The sequence below is a fragment of the Kineococcus arenarius subsp. arenarius genome, from assembly GCF_050871845.1.
Taxonomy (GTDB): Bacteria; Actinomycetota; Actinomycetes; order Actinomycetales; family Kineococcaceae; genus Kineococcus.
In genome coordinates this window covers 1-20,748 of the sequence record NZ_JBJLSE010000020.1, presented here as the reverse complement: position 1 = coordinate 20,748, position 20,748 = coordinate 1, and the positions used below count along the sequence as shown (strand labels likewise).

The following is a 20,748-nucleotide window of genomic DNA, read 5'->3' as shown; positions in this document are numbered from 1 at the left end:
CGGGGGACGGCGGCATCGCGGTGACCTCCTCGTCGGTGTGCCCGTCGCCGGGCTGCCGGGGGCCCGGGCGCCGCGCGCAGCCCTGCGCGCCGGCCGCTCCACCCGGCTCCGCGACGCTACCCCACCCGGCTCGTCCCGCCCCGGGCGTCCCGTCCAATGGGACGGGGCGTTCCGCTGCCGATCGCCGGGTGCCACAGTCGCCGGACGGCTCGAGGACGAGCCGCGCCGGGACGCTCGGTCCCCGTGCGGTGCACCCCCTGCGTGCCGGCCGCCCCCTGGACGCCGAAGAACCACCACGGAGGTCGATCGTGAAGATCGTCGGATTCGCCCGGCCCGGCAGCGCCGAGGTGCTCGTCGGGGAACTGCTCGACGGGGCGGTCCGCCCGTTGACGAGCCTCGCGGAGTTCTGGGCCGCACCGCGCCGCTGGGCCGTGCCCGGCCGGCCGGGGGACGGCCCGGCGGTGGCGGTCGAGGAGGTCGAGCTGCGTCCCGTCGTGCCCCCGTCGGCGCGGGTGCTGTGCATCGGGCTGAACTACCGCGCGCACGCCGCCGAGGGGGGTTTCACCCCGCCGGAGTTCCCCACCGTCTTCGGCAGGTGGACGGCGTCGCTGACCGCCGGGGAGGTTCCCGCACCGGTCCCGCAGGGCGAGGGCGGCCTGGACTGGGAGGGCGAGGTCCTGGCCTACGTGGGCGAGGACCTGGCCGACGCCGACCCGGAGCACGCCCGCGCGGCCGTGCTGGGGTACTCCACGTTCAACGACCTCACCGCCCGCCGCGCGCAGAAGCTCACCGCGCAGTGGACGCTCGGCAAGAACGCGGACCGCAGCGGACCCACCGGTCCGCTGGTCACCGCCGACGAGGTCGGCGACCTGCGCGACGGCCTGGCGGTGCGCACCCGCGTCAACGGCGAGACCGTCCAGGACGGCAACACCCGCGACATGGTGTTCGACGTCGGCACGCTGCTCTCGCTCGTCAGCCGCACCCTCACCCTGCACCCCGGCGACGTGGTGGCCACCGGCACCCCCGAGGGCGTCGGTTACGTGCGCAACCCCCCGTGGCTGCTGCAGCCCGGGGACGTCGTCGAGGTGGACGTCGAGCGGCTCGGCGTCCTGCGCACGCCGATCGTCGACGCCGGCGGGAGGAAGGGCGCGTGAGCACCGCGACGCGCGAGCGCCCGGGCGCCGGGCCGCTGGCGGGCACGGTCGTCGTGGACCTCTCGCGGGCCCTGGCCGGCCCGCACGCGGCGATGGTCCTGGGCGACCTGGGGGCCCGGGTGGTGAAGGTCGAGGTCCCCGGCGCCGGGGACGACACCCGCGGCTGGGGACCCCCGTTCGCCGAACCGGACGGGCAGGGGCAGCGGGAGTCCACGTACTTCCTCTCGTGCAACCGCAACAAGGAGTCCATCGCCCTGGACCTGAAGTCCGCCGACGGCCGGGAGGTCCTCACCGGGCTGCTGCGCCGCGCCGACGTGCTGGTGGAGAACTTCCGCCCCGGCGTCCTGGACCGGCTGGGGTTCGGCGCCGGGGAACTGCTGGAACTCAACCCCCGGCTGGTGGTGCTGTCCATCACGGGGTTCGGGCACGACGGTCCCGAGGGCGGGCGCGCCGGGTACGACCAGATCGCGCAGGGCGAGGCCGGGCTGATGTCGCTGACCGGTTCGGCGCCGGAGGACCCGCAGCGCGTCGGGGTGCCCATCGCGGACCTGCTGGCCGGGCTGACCGGTGTCAACGGCGTCCTGGCCGCCCTGGTGCAGCGCGAGCGCACCGGCCGCGGGCAGGTGGTGCGCACCTCCCTGCTGGCGGCGGTCGTCGGCGTGCACGCCTTCCAGGGGACGCGGTGGACGGTGGCCGGTGAGGTGGGTCGGGCGCAGGGCAACCACCACCCCTCCATCAGCCCGTACGGGTTGTTCCGCTGCGCCGACGGCTCGGTGCAGATCGCGGTCGGCAGCGAGGGGCTGTGGCGCAGGTTCTGCGCGGCGTTCGGGCTGGACGCCGCCGCCGACGGGCTGTCGAGCAACACCGAGCGGGTCCGCCACCGCGAGGAGACGGTCCGGGTCGTCGAGGAGGTCTTCGCCGACTGGAAGGCCGCCGACCTGCTGGACAGGCTCGCCGAGGCGGGTGTCCCCGCCGGCAGGGTCCGCGACGTCGCGGACGTCTACTCCTGGGAGCAGACGGCCAGCCAGGGACTGCTCCTGGACGTCGAGCACGCCACCCTGGGCACCATCACCCTGCCCGGCGTCCCGCTGCGCTTCTTCGACGCCGACGGCGCCGAGACGACCCGGCGCGAGCACCGGGCTCCGCCGGTGCTGGACGCCGACGCGGCCGCCGTTCGCCGCTGGCTGGGGGAGGACTCGTGAGCGTGACCACCAGCGCCCCGCCGGCGGCGCGGACGGCTCGCCCCGGCGCCCGCGACGTCCTGGCGGCGGTGCTGGACCCCGGCAGCTTCCGCTCCTGGGACGCCCCCGTGGACCTGTCCGGCGCGGACCCGGCCTACCGGCGCCGGTTGCTGGAGGCCCAGGCGCGCTGCGGGGCCGACGAGTCGGTCCTCACCGGCGCGGGGACGGTCGCCGGGCGCCGCGTGGCCGTGGCCGTCTCGGAGTTCGCGTTCCTCGCCGGCTCCGTGGGGTCCGCTGCCGCCGCCCGTCTGGTGGCCGCCGTGCGCCGGGCCACGGCCGAGCGGTTGCCGCTGCTGGTGGCGCCCGCCTCGGGCGGCACCCGCATGCAGGAGGGCACGGCCGCGTTCCTGGCGATGGTGCCGGTGACGGCGGCCGTCGCCGACCACCGTGCCGCTGGACTGCCGTTCCTGGTGCACCTGCGCCACCCCACCACCGGCGGCGTGCTCGCCTCCTGGGCCTCCCTGGGGCACGTGACGACCGCCGAACCCGGTGCCCTGGTGGGTTTCCTGGGGCCGCGCGTGCAGGAGGCCCTGTCCGGCGCCGCACTGCCCGCGCAGGTGCAGAGCGCGGAGAACCTGCTGCGGCACGGGCTCGTGGACGCCGTCGTGCCGCTGCACCGGCTGCGGTCCGTCGCCTCGCGCGCCCTGGCGGTGCTCGGCGACCCGCCGGCACCGGTGCCGACCCGCGTCCCGGGCCCGGCCGTCGAGCCGGACCCGGCCGCGGCGCCGGACCCGTGGCGGGTGGTGCAGCGCTCGCGCGAACCGGGACGGCCGGGGCTGCGCGAGGTGCTGGCCGCCGCCGACGACGTGCTGCCGCTGCGCGGCACCGGGCAGGGCGAGAGCGGCGGGGCGCTGCTGCTGGCGCTGGTGCGCCTGCGCGGCACCTCCTGCGTCCTCGTCGGGCAGGACCGGTACGCCCAGGCGCACGGGACGGCGCTGGGACCGGCGGGCCTGCGCACCGCCCGCCGCGGGATGCGCCTGGCCGAGGAGCTCGGGCTGCCGCTGGTCACGGTCGTCGACACCCCGGGCGCCGAGCTGTCCGCGGCCGCGGAGGAGCAGGGCCTGGCCGGGGAGATCGCCCGGTGCCTGGCGGACCTGGTGCGCCTGCGCACCCGCACCGTCTCGGTCCTGCTGGGCGCGGGCGCCGGCGGCGGGGCGCTCGCGCTGCTGCCGGCGGACCGGGTCCTGGCGGCGAGCCACAGCTGGCTGGCGCCGCTGCCGCCGGAGGGCGCCAGCGCGGTGGTGCACCGCGACACCGCGCACGCTCCCGAGCTGGCCCGCTGCCAGGGGATCGACGCGAGCGCGCTGCGGCGCGCCGGGTTCGTGGACGTCCTGGTGCCCGAGCCGCGCGACGCCGCGGAGGACCCCGAGGGGTTCGTGCAGCGGTTGTGCGACGCGCTGGGCGCCGAACTCGCCGCCGGCCGCGGTCAGCGGCACCCCACCCCGCGACGCCTGGGGCGCCACGGGACCACCCCGCGAGACCTGGAGGAGACCTCGTGACGCACGACCTGATCACCGCACCGACCCGCGCGCCCGGCGGCGAGCCCACCGACGCTGCGGCGGCCTACGAGGCCCCGCGGACCGCGACCCGGATGCTGGTGACCGCGATGGGCCTGCTGGACACGTTCACCCCGGAGCAGCGCGCAGCCGCCGTCGTGGAGGACTTCGACGACCCGCGCCGCCTGGACTGGGACATCATCCCGCGCCCGGACCGCACCGGGGTCCCGCTGCACCGGCTGGACCGCCACCAGAAGGTCCTGCTGTGGGACCTGGTGCGCACCGCGCTGCCGATGCGCACCTTCACCAAGGTCCTGGCGATCCCGCAGCTGGAGCACGTGCTGCGCGACTACGAGCACGACTTCCTCGGGCCCGCCCTGCAGGCCTGGCGCACCTCGGACTCCTACTTCGTCACGTTCTTCGGCCGACCCGGTTTCGAGGACACCTGGACGCTGCGGTTCCTCGGCCACCACGTGTGCCTGAACGTCACCGTCGTCGACGAGCGGTGGGTGTGCGCGACGCCGGTGGCGCTGGGGCAGCAGCCCACCGAGTACGACGGGGTGCTCAAGCCCCTGGCGGACGACGAGGGCACCGCCTTCGAGCTGCTGGCGTCCCTGGACGACGCGCAGCGCGCCGCCGCGGTGATCCACGACGTCGCGCCGGCCGACTTCGTCACCCGCCAGGTGCCGCGCATCGGGGCCTTCGAGCAGCCCGACCACTACGACCTGGGGATGCCGCAGTACACGATCACCGACGAGGACCGGGTGGCGCTGCGGTTCAGCCGCGACGAGCCGTCCGGCCTGGCGGGGGACGCGCTGGGCCCGCAGCAGCAGGAGCTGCTGTGGCGGCTGCTGGACTGCTACCTGGCGCGCCTGCCCGAGGAGGCCTGGCTCAAGCACCGCGCGGCGGTGCGGGCCGCCGGGATCGGGTCGGTGCACTTCGCCTGGGCCGGGGCCCAGCGCCGCGGTGCGCCGCACTACTTCCGGGTGCAGACCCCGCGCTTCCTCGTGGAGGCCGTCAACGCCGTGGCCGGCGGGAACCACCTGCACACCGTGCTGCGCGACCTGGACCAGGACTTCGCCGCCGGGCTGCTCGCGACGCACCGCGGCAGCGACGCCTCGTGGGGCCGCGGCCACCTGGACACCCGCACCACCTCCAGCGCCGACAACCCCCTCGAGCTGCGGCCTTGACGCCGGCCGGGCGGCCCGTCAGGGTCGGCCCGGGCCCGGACCGACCCACGAAGGAGGCAGGCCGTGTTCCGCAAGGTGCTGGTGGCGAACCGGGGGGAGATCGCGGTCCGGGGTTTCCGGGCCGCGTACGAGCTGGGGGCGCGCACCGTCGCGGTCTACGCCCACGAGGACCGCAACTCGATCCACCGCTCCAAGGCGGACGAGGCGTACCTCATCGGTGAGCGCGGTCACCCGGTGCGCGCCCACCTGGACGTCGCGGAGATCGTCCGGGTGGCGAGGGAGTCGGGAGCCGACGCGGTCTACCCCGGGTACGGGTTCCTGTCGGAGAACCCGCAGCTGGCGCGGGCGTGCGCCGAGGCCGGCATCGCGTTCGTGGGGCCGCCGGCGCGGGTGCTGGAACTGGCGGGGAACAAGGTGTCGGCGGTGGCCGCCGCGCGCGCGGCGGGCATCGCGACCCTGGAGTCCTCCGCCCCCTCCGCCGACCCCGACGAGCTCGTCGCGGCCGCGGGGGCCGTCGGGTTCCCGGTGTTCGTCAAGGCCGTCGCCGGTGGTGGCGGGCGCGGCATGCGCCTGGTGCGCACGCCCGGTGAGCTCCCCGACGCGCTGGCCGCGGCGATGCGCGAGGCCGACGGCGCGTTCGGCGACCCCACCGTGTTCCTGGAGCGCGCCGTGGAACGCCCCCGGCACGTCGAGGTGCAGGTCCTCGCCGACGCCACCGGCGAGGTGGTGCACCTGTTCGAGCGCGACTGCTCCCTGCAGCGCCGGCACCAGAAGGTCGTCGAGATCGCTCCCGCGCCGAACCTCGACGAGGACGTGTGCCGTGCCCTGCACGCCGACGCGGTGCGCTTCGCCCGCGAGATCGGGTACGTCAACGCCGGCACCGTGGAGTTCCTCGTGGCCACCGCGGGAGAGCGGGCCGGGGAGCACGCGTTCATCGAGATGAACCCGCGCATCCAGGTCGAGCACACGGTGACCGAGGAGGTCACCGACGTCGACCTGGTGCAGTCGCAGCTGCGCATCGCCGCGGGGGAGTCCCTGGCGGACCTGGGGCTGCACCAGGAGGCGCTGCGCGTCAACGGTGCGGCGCTGCAGTGCCGCATCACCACCGAGGACCCCGCGAACGGTTTCCGCCCCGACACCGGCCGGATCTCCGCGTACCGCTCCGCGGGTGGCGCCGGGGTGCGCCTGGACGGCGGCACCGCCAACGCCGGTGCCGAGGTGTCCCCGCACTTCGACTCCATGCTCGTCAAGCTGACCTGCCGGGGCCGGGATTTCCCCACGGCCGTGGCCCGCGCGCGCCGGGCGCTGGCGGAGTTCCGCATCCGCGGTGTCGCGACGAACATCTCGTTCCTGCAGGCGGTGCTGGACCACCCCGACTTCACCGCGGGGCGGGTGGACACCTCGTTCATCGCCGAGCACCCCGAGCTGGCGGTCGCGCGGACCCCCGCCGACCGCGGGACGCGGCTGCTGACCCACCTGGCGGACGTCACGGTCAACACCCCGCACGGGACGGCGCCGGTGAGCGTGCACCCGCGCCGGAAGCTGCCCGTCCTGGACCCCGGGCTCGCCGCGGCGGCGCCGCCGGCGGGCTCGAAGCAGCGCCTGGACGAGCTGGGCCCGGAGGGTTTCGCCGCCTGGCTGCGCGCCGAGGACCGCGTCCACGTCACCGACACCACGTTCCGCGATGCCCACCAGTCCCTGCTGGCCACGCGGGTGCGCACCGCCGACCTGCTGGCGGTGGCCCCGACGGTCGCCCGGACCCTGCCCGGGCTGCTGAGCCTGGAGTGCTGGGGCGGGGCCACCTACGACGTGGCGCTGCGGTTCCTGGGCGAGGACCCGTGGGCGCGGCTGGCCGCGCTGCGCGAGGCGGTGCCGAACGTGTGCCTGCAGATGCTGCTGCGCGGGCGCAACACGGTCGGCTACACGCCCTACCCGCTGGCCGTGACGGACGCGTTCGTCGCCGAGGCCGTCGCCACCGGAGTCGACGTGTTCCGCGTCTTCGACGCCCTCAACGACGCCGGCCAGGTCGAGCCGGCGATCCGCGCGGTGCGCGAGGCCGGTGGGGCGGTGGCCGAGGCGGCACTGTGCTACACGGGGAACCTCTCGGACCCGGCCGAGGACCTCTACACCCTGTCGTACTACCTGCGGCTGGCCGAGCGTTTCGCCGCGGCCGGTGCGCACGTGCTGGCGGTCAAGGACATGGCCGGGTTGCTGCGCCCGGCGGCGGCCCGGGAACTGGTCGGTGCGCTGCGCCGCGAGTTCGACCTGCCGGTGCACCTGCACACCCACGACACCGCCGGCGGTCAGCTGGCCACGCTCCTGGCCGCGGTGGACGCCGGCGTGGACGCCGTGGACGTGGCGGTGGCCTCGATGGCTGGCACCACCAGTCAGCCGTCGATGTCGGCGCTGGTGGCCGCCACGGAGCACACCGCGCGCGAGACGCCGCTGGACCTGCGCTCGGCGATGGACCTGGAGCCGTACTGGGAGGCGGTGCGCCGCGTGTACGCGCCGTTCGAGTCGGGGCTGGCCGGACCCACCGGGCGCGTGTACGAGCACGAGATCCCCGGCGGGCAGCTGTCCAACCTGCGCCAGCAGGCCATCGCCCTGGGCCTGGGGGAGCGGTTCGAGGCGATCGAGACGGCGTACGCGGCCGTGGACCGGGTGCTGGGCCGGCTGGTGAAGGTCACCCCCAGCTCCAAGGTGGTCGGCGACCTGGCGCTGCAGCTGGTCGCGGCCGGTGTGGACACCCCGGAGGCGGTGGCGGCGTTCGCCGAGGACCCCTCGGGGGTGGACCTGCCGGACTCGGTGGTGGGTTTCCTCGCCGGGGAGCTGGGCACGCCGCCGGGCGGCTGGCCCGAGCCGTTCCGCTCGAAGGCGCTGGCCGGGCGCACCGCCCGCAGGACGTCCGCGGAGGTGCCGGCCGAGGAGGCCGAGCACCTGGCCTCGCCGGGGCCGCGGCGCCGCGAGGCCCTGAACCGGCTGCTGTTCCCGGCCCCCACGAAGGCGTTCACCGAGCACCGCGCCGCGTTCGGCGACACCTCGGTGCTGGACACGCTCGACGCGCTGTACGGGCTGCGCCCGGGCGTGGAGCACGTCGTGCACCTGGAGCAGGGCGTGCAGCTCATCGTGGTGCTGGAGGCGGTCTCCGACCCGGACGAGCGCGGGATGCGCACGGTGCTGGCCAGCCTCAACGGGCAGGTGCGCCCGGTGCAGGTGCGCGACCGCTCCGTGGACGTGCGCACCCGCACCGCGGAGAAGGCCGACCCGGGCGACCCCACGCACCTGCCCGCCCCCTACGCCGGCACCGTCACCCTCGCCGTGGCGGTGGGCGAGGCCGTGGAGGCCGGGCGGGTGCTCGCCACCATCGAGGCGATGAAGATGGAGGCCGCCATCACCGCCCCGCGCGCCGGGACGGTCGTGCACGTCGCGGTGGACCCGGTGCAGTCCGTGGACGCCGGGGACCTGCTGCTGCGCCTGCAGCCGGCGTGAGGGCGCCCGCCCCGCCCCGCCCCGCCCGGCGCGCGGGCGGGGCGGCGGGTCAGTCCTCGGCGCTGTGGTGCAGCGCCCGGACGGGGGTGCGCCCCTCGACGACGTCGTCGGCCAGCTCCTCCAGGGTGCGGTCCCGGGCGTAGGCCCGGGCGCGCAGCAGCGCCAGGGCGTCCGCGTCGGGCAGGCCCAGCACCTGCCGGCACATGCTGATCACCATCCACACGCGCTGGCGGCGCCGGGCGGCGGGTGCGTCCAGCCAGGCGGGCTCGCCCGGGCCGGTGGCGGGGCCGAGGAGCTCGGTGCCGATGAGCGAGGCCACCAGCTGCGCGCGCTCCGCGTCCCAGGACGCCGCCGGCTCCGGCCGGCGCAGGTGCAGGTCGAGGACCCCGGCCGGTCCCGGGCCCGGCCGCAGCGGCACGGCGATCGCGCTGCGGAAGGGGGTGCGGCGGTGCAGCTGGTCGTGCAGCGCGGGCCACGTGCGCCGCAGCGACGCCTCACCGGCCACGACGAGGGCGCCCTCGGCCCACGCGCGGAAGCCGGGGCCCTGCCCGATCGTGAACTGCCAGCGCTCCGCGGCGGCGGCCGCGCCGTCGCTCACCCCGATCGGCAGGTGCCACCGGCCGCCGCTCGTCACGCTGATCGTGGCGCCGTCCGCGGCCAGCACGTCGCGGCACGCGGCGGCCAGCGCGGTCGCCCGCAGTTCGGGGCCGCCGCGGCCGGCGTGCCGGTCGCAGGCGGCCCTGAACCGCGCGAGGAGGTCGTCCACGGTGCTCCCGACCGGTTCGCGGTCAGCCCGCGGTGGGCCGGAACCGGCGCAGCCGCAGGCTGTTCGTCACCACGAACAGCGACGACAGCGCCATCGCCAGCCCCGCCAGCAGCGGGTTCAGCAACCCCGCCACCGCCAGCGGGATCGCGGCGACGTTGTAGGCGAACGCCCAGAACAGGTTCGCCCGGATCGTGCGCAGCGTCGCCCGCGAGAGCCGCAGCGCGTCCACGGCCACGAGCAGGTCGTCGCGCACCAGGGTCAGGTCCGCGGCGCGCGCGGCCACGTCGGTGCCGGTGCCCATCGCCACACCCAGGTCGGCGGCGGCCAGGGCGGGGGCGTCGTTGACGCCGTCGCCGACCACGGCGACCGTGCGGCCCTCGGCCTGCAGGCGGCGCACCACGTCCACCTTGCCCTCGGGCAGCACCTCGGCGATCACCTCGTCGATGCCGACGCGGGCCGCCACGGCGTGCGCGGCGCGGGTGTTGTCGCCGGTCAGCAGCACCGGGCGCAGGCCCAGCCCCCGCAGCCGGGCGACCGCCTCGGCGCTGGTGGGGCGCACGGTGTCGGAGACCACGAGCACCCCGCGGGCCGCGCCGTCCCAGCCGACGGCCACGGCGGTGCGGCCGGCCGCCTCGGCCTCGTCGCGGGCCGCGGCCAGCTCCGCTGGCAGCGGCTGCGCCCACTCCCGCTCCAGCCAGGACGCGCGGCCGGCGACGACGGCGCGGCCCTCGACCACGCCGGCGACCCCCAGGCCGCCGGTGGAGGCGAAGGACTCCACGGCCGGCAGCCGCAGCCCCCGAGCGCGGGCGCCGGCGGCCACGGCCGCCGCGACCGGGTGCTCCGAGGCGTCCTCCAGCGCACCGGCCAGGCGCAGCAGCTCCGCCTCGTCGACGCCGGCGGCGGGGTGCACCGAGGCCAGCGCCATCCGGCCGGTCGTGATCGTGCCGGTCTTGTCGAGCACGACGGTGTCCACCCGGCGGGTGGACTCCAGCGCCTCGGGGCCCTTGACGAACACGCCGAGCTGGGCGCCGCGGCCGGTGCCCACGAGCAGCGCCGTGGGGGTGGCCAGGCCCAGCGCGCACGGGCAGGCGATGACGAGCACCGCGACCGCCGCGGTGAACGCGGCCTCCGCGCCGTGCCCGGTGAGCAGCCAGCCGACGAGCGTGGCCAGCGAGATCAGCAGCACGACCGGCACGAACACGCCGGAGACGCGGTCGGCGAGGCGCTGCACCGCCGCCTTGCCGGACTGCGCGTCCTCCACCATCCGCGCCATCTGCGCCAGGCGGGTGCCGGCGCCGACGGAGGTGGCGCGCACCACCAGGCGCCCGCCCGCGTTGACGGTGGCGCCGGTGACGGCGTCGCCGACGCCGACCTCCACGGGCACCGGCTCGCCGGTCAGCAGGGCGGTGTCCACCGCGCCGGAACCCTCGACGACCACGCCGTCGGTGGCGATCTTCTCGCCCGGCCGCACGACGAACTCGTCGCCGACGGCCAGGGCGTCCACACCCACGCGCTCCTCGCGCCCGTCCCGCAGGACGGCGACGTCCTTGGCGCCCAGGTCCAGCAGGGCGCGCAGGGCCTCGCCGGAGCGGCGCTTGGCGCGCGCCTCCAGGTAGCGGCCGGTCAGCAGGAACACGGTCACCGCGGCGGCGACCTCGAGGTACAGCTCCTCCGCGCCGCCGCGGGCGGGCAGCAGGGAGAACTCCATCCGCATGCCCGGCATCCCGGCGTGGCCGAGGAACAGCGCGTACAGCGACCAGCCGAACGCGGCGAGCACGCCCAGGCTGACGAGGGTGTCCATGGTGGCCGCGCCGTGCCGGGCGCCGGTGAACGCCGCCCGGTGGAACGGCCAGGCGCCCCACACCGCGACCGGTGCGGCCAGCGTCAGCGCCAGCCACTGCCAGTTCGGAAACTGCAGGGCCGGCACCATCGACAGCAGCACCACCGGGACGGTCAGCGCCGTCGAGACGAGCACGCGGTGGCGCAGCTCGGCGGTGCGGGTCTGCGCCGCGTCGCGCTCGCCACCGGCCGCCGGGGCGGCCGCGGTGCCACCGGGAGCGGGCCGGGCCGGCTCGAGGGCCGGCGGCAGCGCCGCGGTGTACCCGGTGGCCTCGACCACGGCGATGGCGTCGGCGACGTCGGTGCCCTCGGGCAGCGCCACGCGGGCCTTCTCGGTGGCGTAGTTGACGCTGGCCTCCACGCCCGGCATCCGGTTGAGCTTCTTCTCCACCCGGGCCGCGCACGAGGCGCACGTCATGCCGCCGATCTCCAGCTCGACCGTGCGCAGCGCGACGGGCGAGCCCGCGGAGGTGGGGGGCTCGCCGTTCACGGCCGCCTCCCGGCGAGCTCGTACCCGGCCTCGTCCACGGCCGCGGCCACGGCCGCCTCGTCGAGCGGGGCCTGCGACATCACGGTCACCGTGGAGGCGCCGCCGGTCACGAGGTCGACGTCCACGGAGGTGACGCCCTCGATCGCGCCGACCTCGGTGCGCACGGCGTTCACGCAGTGCTGGCACGTCATGCCGGTGACCTCGTAGGACTGCTGGTTCACGGTTCCTCCTGGGTGTCGCTGGTGCTGCGGGGCGGGTGGTCGGTCAGGACCGCACGAGGCGGGCGATGGCGTCGGAGGCCTCCTTGACCTTGGCGTCGGCGGCCTCACCGCCCTGGCGGGCGGCGTCGACGACGCAGTGCGCCAGGTGGTCGTCGAGGAGCTGCAGCGCCACGGCCTGCAGGGCCTTGGTGGCCGCGGACACCTGGGTGAGCACGTCGATGCAGTAGGTGTCCTCCTCGACCATGCGGTGCAGGCCGCGGACCTGGCCCTCGATGCGGCGCAGGCGCTTGAGCACCTGCTCCTTGTCGTCGTCGTAGCCGGCCACGGCCGCCTCCTCCATCGCTCGCCCCGTACCCCTGGGGGGTACCTGGTGAACAGGGTGGCACGCGGGTCTGTTCCCGTCGAGCCGGCGGCGTGCTCCCGCGTCGTGGCCGACGTCGTCGCCTCCGGCCAGCAGCCCCGGCCTCGTGTCGTCGACCACCTGATCGCCGCGGCGGCGCTCGCGCACGGTCTGACGCTCGTCCGGCCGACCGGACCCTGCTGAACGGGGTCTCCGGTCTGGTGCCCACCACGTCCCTGCCCTGACGGGCGCCGGGCGCGGCGCCGTGCACGACGAGAGGCCCCGCCCGGTGGTCCGGGCGGGGCCTCGTGGTCGTGCTGCGGTCCTGCGGAGCTGCGTGCCGCGCGTCAGGCGGCGGTGGGGTCCCAGCCGTCGGTGCCGGCGAGGTAGGCGCGCGCGGTGAACCGCTCGGCCTCCTCGTCGCTCAGCTGCGGACGCGTCGCCGGGTCGGTGACCACCGCTCCGGCGCCGGTGTTGCGGTACTCGGAGAAGCGCCCGTCGGTCCACAGGTTGGGGGACATGTCCACCCAGGGCTGGGTGGTCCGGACCGCCGCCGGCAGTTCGGTGTCCCGGATCGTCACCTGACCGCGCGAGTTGTACACGACGCCGTTCTTCGTGTAGCCGTCGTTCCAGCCGCGCCAGGGCCGGCCCAGCGAGAACGTCCCGGCAGGGGCGTCGCTCGTGATCGTGGAATCGGTGATGAGGATCCCGTACGGGTTCTGGTCCGAGGTGCTGGCCGCGGTGATGTAGCCGTTGTTGGAGTTGGAGCCGCGCGAGAGGGCGTGGATGGTGCTGCGGTCGAACACCGCGGTGCCGCGGCCGAAGATGAAGTCGACGTCGCCCTCGACGTAGGAGTTCACGAAGTAGGAGCGGGCGACGACGTTCGCGTCGGGGGAGTTGACCAGCAGCGTGTCCTGGTTGCCGAGCACGCGGACGTTGTCGAAGACGAGCCGGTCCCCGGTGGTCTGCAGCGCGACGGCCTGCTCGCTGTTCGCGCCGGTCTCCTGGAAGGAGTTCTCGATGGTGAGGTCCTTGACGGTGACGTCGCTGCCCTTGACCATCACCGACTGGCTCTTGCCGGTGCCGTACGCCGACGTCGTCCCCGGGATCGTGGTGCCGGCGGCGTTGTCGTAGGTGAGCACCACGTCGGTGGCCGTGCCGGTGGTCCCGATCAGCGTCACGCCGCTCCTCGAGATCGTGATCATCTCGCGGTAGACGCCCGGCTTGACGGCGATGACCGTCGGCTCCGCCGCGGTGCCCGCCGGTGCGGCGTCGAGCGCGGCCTGCACGCTGGTGTACTGGCCCGTCCCGTCGGCCGCGACGAGGACGTCGTGGGCGGGCAGCGGGACCCCGACCGGGGCGGCCGTGACCGGTGCGGACGCGGGCGACTCGTTGCTGCTGGTGTCCACGGCGGTGACCACGTACCGGTAGGTGCTGCCGTTGGCCGCGGTGCGGTCGGTGTAGGAGGTGCCCGTCACGCCGGTGGCGATGCGGTTCGCCGCGGTCGGCTCCACCGTCTCGGCGGTGGAGCGGTACACGGCGTACCCGGCCAGGTCCGTGTCGGTCCCCGCCGTCCAGGTGAGGGTGACGGAGCTGTCGCTCGGCGCGGCGGTCAGCCCGGCCACCGACCCGGGGGCGGTGGTGTCGGCCGGGGCGGCCTCCCCGGTGGGGTTCCAGCCGTCGGTCCCGGCGAGGTAGGTGAACTTCGTGTACTTCGCCGCGTCCAGGTCGCTGAGCTGCGGGCGGTCGGCGCTCACCGTCGCGCCGGCGCCGGTGTTCCGGTACTCGGCGAACCGGGCCTCCCGCCACGACGCGTCCTGCATGTCCGTCCACGGGGAGGACTTGATGGCAGCCGGCAGTTCCGTGTCGCGGATGACGACCTGGGCCACCGCGTTCACGTCACCGCTGGGCTGCCACGGCCGGCCCAGGTGGAACGTGCTGTCGGGCGCGTCGCTGGTCACGGTCGAATCGGTGATCAGGTAGCCGTAGGCGAGGCTCTTGTCCGTGCTGGCCGCGGTGAGGTATCCGTTGTTGCTGCTGCTGCCGCGGGTGGAGGCGTGCAGCGTGGATCGGTCGAACACGACGGTGCCGCGGCCGAAGACGAAGTCGACGTCGCCCTCGACGTAGGAGTTCACGTAGTACGAGCGGGCCAGCGCCCCGGCCTTCGGCGAGTCGGCGTACAGGGTGTCCTGGTCGCCCAGCAGGCGCACGTTGTCGAACACCAGGCGGTCGCCGGTGGTCTTCAGCGCCACCGCCTGCTCGCTGCCCGCGCCGGTCTCGACGTAGGAGTTCTCGATGGTGAGGTTCTTCGCGGTGACGTCGTTCGCCTTGATGAGCACGGTGGCGCTCCCCGTGGTGCCGTAGGTGCCCGAGCCGTCCGGCTTGGGCGTCCCCGCGGCGTTGTCGTACGTGATGACCACGTCGGAGGCGTCGCCGGTCGTGCCGATCAGGGTGGTGTACGGCCGGTCCACGGTGAGGAGCTCGCGGTAGGTGCCGGGTCGGATCGCGATGACGGTCGGGTCGGCGGCGGTGCCGGCGGGCGCGGCGGACAGAGCGGCGGCGACGGTGGTGAAGTCGGCGCTGCCGTCGGCGGCGACCGTGAGGTCGGCGTCCGGGACCGCAGCGGCCACCGGCCGCAGGGCCTGCGCGGTCGCGGGAGCCGAGGCGTTCCCGGCCGTGTCGACGGCCACGACGCGGTAGTGCGCCAGGACCCCCTCGGGAGCGGTGGTGTCCGTGTACGCGGCGGCCGTCACGGCGTCCGCGGTCAGCTGCGCCCACGGCCCCTCGGGGGCCTGCGCGCGGAACACCAGGTAACCGGCGAGGTCCGCCTCGGTGCCCGCGCTCCAGACCAGCGCGGTGCCGTCGGTGGCCGCGGTGGCGCTCAGGCCCTGCGGTGCGGCCGGGGCGGCGGTGTCCGGGCGCAGCACGGCGACACCGGTGCCGGGGGTCGACAGGTTCCCGCTGAGGTCGGCGGCGCGGACCCGGTACGTGTACCCGGTGCCCTCCGCGGCGGTGGTGTCGGTGAACGCCGACGTGGTCAGCACGGCCGCCGTCAGGGTCTCGAACGCCGTGCTCGTGCCCGTGGCGCGCTGCACCACGTACCCGGCGAGGTCGGCCTCGGTCGAGTCGGCCCAGTCCAGCGCCACGCCGTCCGCGGTCGCGGTGGCGACCAGACCGGCCGGTGCCGCCGGCGCCACGCGGTCGGTGCGCAGCACGCTCACCGCGGCGGGCAGGGACTCGTTGCCGCTGTGGTCCACGGCGGTGACCCGGTAGTACGAGAACACGCCGGAGGGCGCGCTGCCGTCGCGGAACTTCGCCGACGTGGTGGTGCCGACGGGCTCGAACACGCCGTCGGCCGTGGCCGACCGGTAGACGCGGTACTCGGCGAGGTCCTTCTCCGGGCCCTTCGACCAGCTCAGCGTGACACCGCTGCTGGAGGTCGTCGCCTTCAGCGAGCCCACCGCGGCGGGCGCCGCCTCGTCGGGCAGCGTCGCGGTGACCGCGGTGTGCGCGCCGGTGTTCCCGCTGAGGTCCACGGCGGCCACCCGGTACGTGTACGCGGTGCCGGCGACGGCGGTGGTGTCGGTGAACGTCGAGGCGGTGAGCGTCTTCGCCAGGGTCTTGAAGGACCCGCTGGTCCCGGTGGCGCGCTGCACGACCCAGGTGGCGACGTCGGGCTCGGCGCCGTCGGCCCAGTCCAGGACGACGGCGGCGCTCGTGAGGTCGGGCGTCGCCGTCAGCTCCGCGGGGGCGGCGGGAGCGGTGCGGTCCTCGCGCAGCCCGCTGACCGTGGCGGCGGCCGACTCGTTGCCGCTGACGTCGACCGCGGTGACCCGGTAGTGCGAGAACACCCCGGCGGGCGCCGTGCTGTCGCTGAACTTCGCCGAGGTCGGGGTGCCGACGAGCTCGAACGCACCGTCGGCGGTGGACGACCGGTAGACGCGGTACCCGGCGAGGTCCTTCTCCGAGCTCTTCGACCAGCTCAGCGACACCTTGCTGGTGGAGCCCTTCGCCTTCAGCGAGCGCACCGCGGCGGGGGCGACGCCGTCGGGCAGCACGGCGCTCGTGGACGCGGCGCGCGAGTCGTTGCCGCTGAGGTCGACGGCGGTGACCCGGTAGGTGTACGCGGTGCCGGCCACGGCGGTGGTGTCCGTCCACGCCGAGGCGGTCACGGGCGTGCCGGTCAGGGCCTTGTACGAACTGCTGGTGCCGGTGGCGCGCGAGACGACGTACCCGGCGAGGTCGGCGTCGGTGCCGTCGGCCCAGTCCAGGGCGATGCCGTCGGTCGCGGCGGTCGCCACCAGGCCGGTCGGGGTGCCCGGGTCGGTCTTGTCGCGGCGCAGGGCGGTGGCGTCCACGGGGGCGGACTCGTTGCCCGTGCGGTCCACGGCGGTGACGCGGTAGGTGCTGGTGAACCCCGCGGGGGCGCCCTTGTCGGTGAACTTCGCCGACGTGGTGGTGGCCAGGAGCTGGAAGGCGCCGTCGACGGCGCGGTAGACGCGGTAGCCGGCGAGGTCCTGCTCGGAGTTCTTCTTCCAGCTCAGCGTGATGCTGCTGGTGGACCCCTTCGCCGTGAGCGAGCGCACGGCGGCGGGGGCGGTGGTGTCGCCGGTGGGGGCGGGGGTCACGGTGCCCGAGCCGCCGCCGGTGGCCGTGCCCGTCGTCGGGGAGGCGGTGGGCGCGGCGGTCTCGGTGGGCGCGGCGGTCTCGGTGGGCGCGGTGGTGGGGGAGGCGGACGTCGTCGGGGTCCACGTCCCGGCCGCGACGGCGTCGTCCACCCCGCGCTCGGCGCGCTCGACCTGCACGGGCGCGGCGGCCGCGGCCGGGCCGGCGATCCCGGCGGCCAGGGCCAGGGCGACGAACGGCGGGACCGCGCGGAAGGCGCAGGCGCGGACGGTGAAGGCGTGCGGGGAACTGCTGGGGCTGCTCATCGGGGTCTCTCTGTCCGAGCCGCTGGCGGCGGCGCGGGGCCGCGGCGTCAGGACACCCGGGAAACGCTGCTCTCGGTGACAGCCGGGTGACAGGGAGAGGTTGGTTTCCGGGTGGTGCGCACAGCAAACGAGCTGCACCCGTTCGGGCACACCGGGTCCCCCGGGAGCAGGCCGGGACTCACGGACAGTGAAGGGCTGTCACTGGGAGGGTTCAGCTGCCGTACACGGTGCGCCCGTCCTCCAGCACCACCTTGTCCAGGCGCCGGGTCAGGTGCAGCGCCTCCAGCACGAACTCCACGCCGGCCGCGGCCCGCTCCGCCGTCGGCTCGTCACCCAGCCCCAGGCGGTCCAGGACCTGCGCCAGACCGGGGACGGTGCCCACCTGCTCCAGCAGCCGGCGCCCCGGCACCAGGTCACCGGTCTCCACGGTGCGTCCCTCGCTGACCAGCGCGCTGAACCCCGACAGCTCCGCGCCCCCCAGCCTGGAGCGGTACGTCTCCGCGACCGCGGTGCGCAGCAGGTGCTCCAGCACCTCCGCCTCGCGGCCCTCCTCGCCCTGCTCGAACTCCACCTTGCCGCCCAGCACGCTGACGACCGTGTGCAGGTCGCCCACCCGGGCCACCGGCTCGCCGTCCTCCCCGGCCAGCGCCGAGCGGCGCAGCGCCGCCGCCGCCACCGTCTCCGCCGCCGCGATGGAGAACCGCGCCGAGACCCCCGACGCCGGGTCCACCGCGGGGGACTCGCGCACCGCGCGCGTGAACCGGGCCAGCACCTCCAGCAGGTGCTCGGGCACCTCGGCGACGGTCTGCGCCTCCTGGCGCACCAGGTCGACCTCCAGCTCCACCTCCAGCGGGTAGTGGGTGCGGACCTCCGCGCCGAAGCGGTCCTTCAGCGGCGTGATGATGCGGCCGCGGTTGGTGTAGTCCTCCGGGTTGGCGCTGGCCACCAGCAGCAGGTCCAGCGGCAGGCGCAGCTGGTAGCCGCGCACCTGGATGTCGCGCTCCTCCAGCACGTTCAGCAGCGACACCTGGATGCGCTCGGCGAGGTCCGGCAGCTCGTTGATCGCGAAGATCCCGCGGTTGGTGCGCGGCACCAGGCCGAAGTGGATCGTCTCGGGGTCGCCCAGCGCCCGGCCCTCGGCGACCTTCACCGGGTCCACGTCGCCGATGAGGTCACCCACCGAGGTGTCCGGCGTGGCGAGCTTCTCGCCGTAGCGCAGCGAGCGGTGCAGCCACCGCACCGGCAGGTCGTCGCCCTGCTCGCGCACCTGGCGGCGCGAGGCGGGCGTGAGCGGCGCGTACGGGTGCTCGTTCAGCTCGCTGCCCTCGATCACGGGCGTCCACTCGTCCAGCAGGCCCACCAGCGAGCGCAGCAGGCGCGTCTTGCCCTGGCCGCGCTCGCCCAGGAGCACCACGTCGTGCCCGGCCAGCAGCGCCCGCTCCAGCTCCGGGGCGACGGTGTCCTCGTAGCCCAGGACGCCGGGGAAGCGGTCCTCGCCGGCGCGCATGCGGGCCAGCAGGTTGCGGCGCAGCTCCGCCTTGACGCCGACGTGCTCGTGCCCGGACGAGCGCAGCTCACCGAGCGTGCGCGGCAGGTGCGCGGGGGGTTCGAGGGGGAGGGCGGCGGTCGTCGCGGTGGAGTCCCGGTTGCTCACCCGCCGAACCTACGTCCGTTCCGCCCCGCCCACACCCCGCCGCCCGCACCCCGCCGCCCGCCCGCAGCGCTCGACGCGCCCGTCCCGACCGCGGACAGCACGATGGGGCGCATGCCACGGATCCGCACCGCCGACCGGGCCGCCGACCGCGCGGACGCGCTGGTGGAGCAGCGCCCCGACCCCGAACCGGCCGACGCCCTGCACCCGCGCCCCCACCACCCCTACGTCAGCCCCGCCCTGCGCACCGCCGCGGAGTGGTCCTGGCGGGTGGTGGCGATCACCGCGGCCGTCGTCGTCGTCGCGTACGGGCTCAGCTACGTCTCCACGGTGCTCATCCCCGTCCTGGTGGCGCTGCTGATCACCGCCCTGCTCAACCCCCTCGTCGCCTGGGGCGACGCCCGCGGGGTGCCGCGGGCGCTGGCGACCGCGCTGACGATGCTGCTGACCCTGGCCGTCGTGGCCGGTCTCTTCACCCTCATCGGCACCCAGGCCGCCGACGGCTTCGCGGACCTGTCCGACTCCGCCAGCCAGGGCATCGACGAGGTCGAGGAGTGGCTGGCCAGCGGGCCGCTGCAGGTGTCGTCCACGGCCCTGTCCGGCTACGTGGACCAGGCCCAGGACGCGCTGGCCGCCAACCGCGACACCATCGTCTCCGGCGCCACCGGGGTCGTCACCACCGCCGGGCACGTCGTCGCCGGGCTGTTCATCGCCCTGTTCGCGACGTTCTTCTACCTGCTGGAGGGCCGGCGCCTGTGGTCGTGGCTGCTGCGCCTGTTCCCGCCGCCGGCGCGCGAGCGCCTCGACGGCGCCGCCCGCCAGTCCTGGGTCACGCTCACGCACTACATGCGCGCCACGATCGTCGTGGCGTTCGCCGACGGCGCCGGCGTCGCGATCGGAGCGGCGGTCCTGCAGGTCCCGCTGGCGGTGCCGCTGGGCCTGCTGGTGTTCCTCGGCGCGTTCATCCCCATCGTCGGCGCCCTGCTCTCGGGGGCCGTGGCGGTCCTCGTCGCGCTCGTCGCGCAGGGCCCCGTCACCGCGCTGATCATGCTGGGGGTCGTCATCGCCGTGCAGCAGATCGAGAGCCACGTGCTGCAGCCGTTCCTCATGGGCCGGGCCGTGGCGGTGCACCCGCTGGCCGTCATCCTCGCCGTCGCGGCCGGTGCGACCGTCCTCGGCATCGTCGGGGCGCTGTTCGCCGTGCCGCTGGTCGCCGTGCTGAACACCGGGGTCAGCGCGCTGGCGCGCGGCGGCCGGCGCACGGAGGAGGTCGCCGAGATCGAGGGGTCCGACGCGCCGCTGGCGCCCGAGCGTCCCGCGCCCAACGACGGCACCGAGCACCGCGACGGCGACGAGCCGCGGCTGCGGCGCTAGGTGTACTCGGCCATCACGTTGGTGACAGGCGGCTGGTCGGGGGCTGCCCGGCCAGGGCGGAGTGGGCTCGGGTGGTGTTGTAGTGGATCAGCCAGGGACTCAGGGCCGTGGTGCGCTGGATGTTGCTGGTGAAAGGCTGCCGGTAGGCCCACTCCTGCGCCAGGGTGCGGTTGAAGCGCTCGACCTTGCCGTTGGTCCAGGGGCAGTGCGGGCGGGTGAACTTCTGTCGCGCTCCGATCGCGGTGACCGCCTCACGGAAGGCGAAGGACTGCCGGTAGGCGAAGGCGTTGTCCGTCAGCACCCGCTGGATGCGCTGGATGCCGGCGGTGGCGAAGGCAGCTGCGGCGCGCAGCAGGAACCCGGCGCAGGTGGCGCCCTTCTCATCGGCCAGGACCTCGGCGTAGGCGAATCGGGAGTGATCATCCACGGCGGCGTGGATGTAGTCGTAGCCGATGCCGCGGCCGCGGACGTCTTCGCGGCGGCCGTGGACACGCCAGCCGCCCCCATCGGGGATGCGGGCCAGTTTCTTGACGTCCACGTGGATGAGGGATCCAGGCTCAGGATGC

Annotated in this window: 13 protein-coding genes; 6 read left to right on the top strand and 7 right to left on the bottom strand. The window is 75.5% G+C overall.

Features of this window, described 5'->3' with window-relative positions; genetic code table 11:
- The first annotated feature begins 308 nt into the window (after positions 1 to 308).
- The 5 genes from ACRYM0_RS07470 to ACRYM0_RS07450 all read left to right on the top strand — a co-directional run bounded on the left by ACRYM0_RS07470 (position 309) and on the right by ACRYM0_RS07450 (position 8,570).
- Entirely contained in the window at positions 309 to 1,154 is an 846-nt protein-coding gene (locus ACRYM0_RS07470) for a fumarylacetoacetate hydrolase family protein (protein ID WP_432503620.1), read from the top strand.
- Complete coding sequence (locus ACRYM0_RS07465; protein ID WP_432503618.1) at positions 1,151 to 2,356, top strand: CaiB/BaiF CoA transferase family protein; 1,206 nt, start codon at positions 1,151 to 1,153, stop codon at positions 2,354 to 2,356. The genes ACRYM0_RS07470 and ACRYM0_RS07465 overlap by 4 nt, the downstream gene beginning before the upstream one ends.
- Positions 2,353 to 3,894 carry a carboxyl transferase domain-containing protein gene (locus tag ACRYM0_RS07460; RefSeq protein ID WP_432503616.1) on the top strand — a complete coding sequence of 514 codons (1,542 nt, stop codon included), beginning with the start codon at positions 2,353 to 2,355 and terminating at the stop codon, positions 3,892 to 3,894. Before ACRYM0_RS07465 ends, ACRYM0_RS07460 begins: the two co-directional genes overlap by 4 nt.
- Positions 3,891 to 5,081, top strand: a complete 1,191-nt coding sequence (locus tag ACRYM0_RS07455; RefSeq protein WP_432503614.1) for a DUF3500 domain-containing protein — start codon at positions 3,891 to 3,893, stop codon at positions 5,079 to 5,081. Before ACRYM0_RS07460 ends, ACRYM0_RS07455 begins: the two co-directional genes overlap by 4 nt.
- A 63-nt stretch (positions 5,082 to 5,144) precedes the next feature.
- The gene (locus ACRYM0_RS07450) at positions 5,145 to 8,570 is read left to right on the top strand and encodes a pyruvate carboxylase (protein WP_432503612.1); all 3,426 of its coding nucleotides are present in this window, start codon (positions 5,145 to 5,147) and stop codon (positions 8,568 to 8,570) included.
- Positions 8,571 to 8,619: 49 nt separating this feature from the next.
- Here ACRYM0_RS07450 and ACRYM0_RS07445 read toward each other — a convergent pair whose 3' ends face one another.
- The 6 genes from ACRYM0_RS07445 to ACRYM0_RS07420 form a co-directional block, all read right to left on the bottom strand.
- Positions 8,620 to 9,336, bottom strand: coding sequence for a GAF domain-containing protein (locus ACRYM0_RS07445; RefSeq protein ID WP_432503609.1), 717 nt, complete (start codon positions 9,334 to 9,336; stop codon positions 8,620 to 8,622).
- 22 nt (positions 9,337 to 9,358) lie between these two features.
- Positions 9,359 to 11,593 (bottom strand): heavy metal translocating P-type ATPase, encoded by a 2,235-nt coding sequence (locus ACRYM0_RS07440; protein WP_432503664.1) that lies wholly within the window; start codon positions 11,591 to 11,593, stop codon positions 9,359 to 9,361.
- A gap of 68 nt (positions 11,594 to 11,661) precedes the next feature.
- Complete coding sequence (locus tag ACRYM0_RS07435) at positions 11,662 to 11,886, bottom strand: heavy-metal-associated domain-containing protein (RefSeq protein ID WP_432503607.1); 225 nt, start codon at positions 11,884 to 11,886, stop codon at positions 11,662 to 11,664.
- 43 nt (positions 11,887 to 11,929) lie between these two features.
- Positions 11,930 to 12,211 carry a metal-sensitive transcriptional regulator gene (locus tag ACRYM0_RS07430; protein ID WP_432503605.1) on the bottom strand — a complete coding sequence of 94 codons (282 nt, stop codon included), beginning with the start codon at positions 12,209 to 12,211 and terminating at the stop codon, positions 11,930 to 11,932.
- Between the two features lie 362 nt (positions 12,212 to 12,573).
- On the bottom strand, positions 12,574 to 17,157 hold the full coding sequence (locus ACRYM0_RS07425) for a pectinesterase family protein (protein ID WP_432503604.1): 4,584 nt from the start codon (positions 17,155 to 17,157) through the stop codon (positions 12,574 to 12,576).
- Between the two features lie 211 nt (positions 17,158 to 17,368).
- Positions 17,369 to 18,811 carry a sigma 54-interacting transcriptional regulator gene (locus ACRYM0_RS07420; protein ID WP_432503602.1) on the bottom strand — a complete coding sequence of 481 codons (1,443 nt, stop codon included), beginning with the start codon at positions 18,809 to 18,811 and terminating at the stop codon, positions 17,369 to 17,371.
- A gap of 111 nt (positions 18,812 to 18,922) precedes the next feature.
- Here ACRYM0_RS07420 and ACRYM0_RS07415 point away from each other — a divergent pair, with 111 nt between their 5' ends.
- The gene (locus ACRYM0_RS07415; RefSeq protein ID WP_432503601.1) at positions 18,923 to 20,182 is read left to right on the top strand and encodes an AI-2E family transporter; all 1,260 of its coding nucleotides are present in this window, start codon (positions 18,923 to 18,925) and stop codon (positions 20,180 to 20,182) included.
- A 13-nt stretch (positions 20,183 to 20,195) separates the two neighbouring features.
- On the opposite strand, the gene ACRYM0_RS07410 is transcribed toward ACRYM0_RS07415, so the two are convergent.
- Positions 20,196 to 20,748 (bottom strand): integrase core domain-containing protein (locus tag ACRYM0_RS07410; protein ID WP_432503598.1); only part of this gene is annotated, 553 nt, incomplete at its 5' end.

Coding starts and splice junctions, on each gene's coding strand:
- ACRYM0_RS07415 (WP_432503601.1), top strand. CDS start 18,923: ATGCCACGGATCCGCACCGCCGACCGGGCCGCCGACCGCGCGGACGCG.
- ACRYM0_RS07425 (WP_432503604.1), bottom strand. CDS start 17,157: ATGAGCAGCCCCAGCAGTTCCCCGCACGCCTTCACCGTCCGCGCCTGC.
- ACRYM0_RS07440 (WP_432503664.1), bottom strand. CDS start 11,593: ATGACGTGCGCCTCGTGCGCGGCCCGGGTGGAGAAGAAGCTCAACCGG.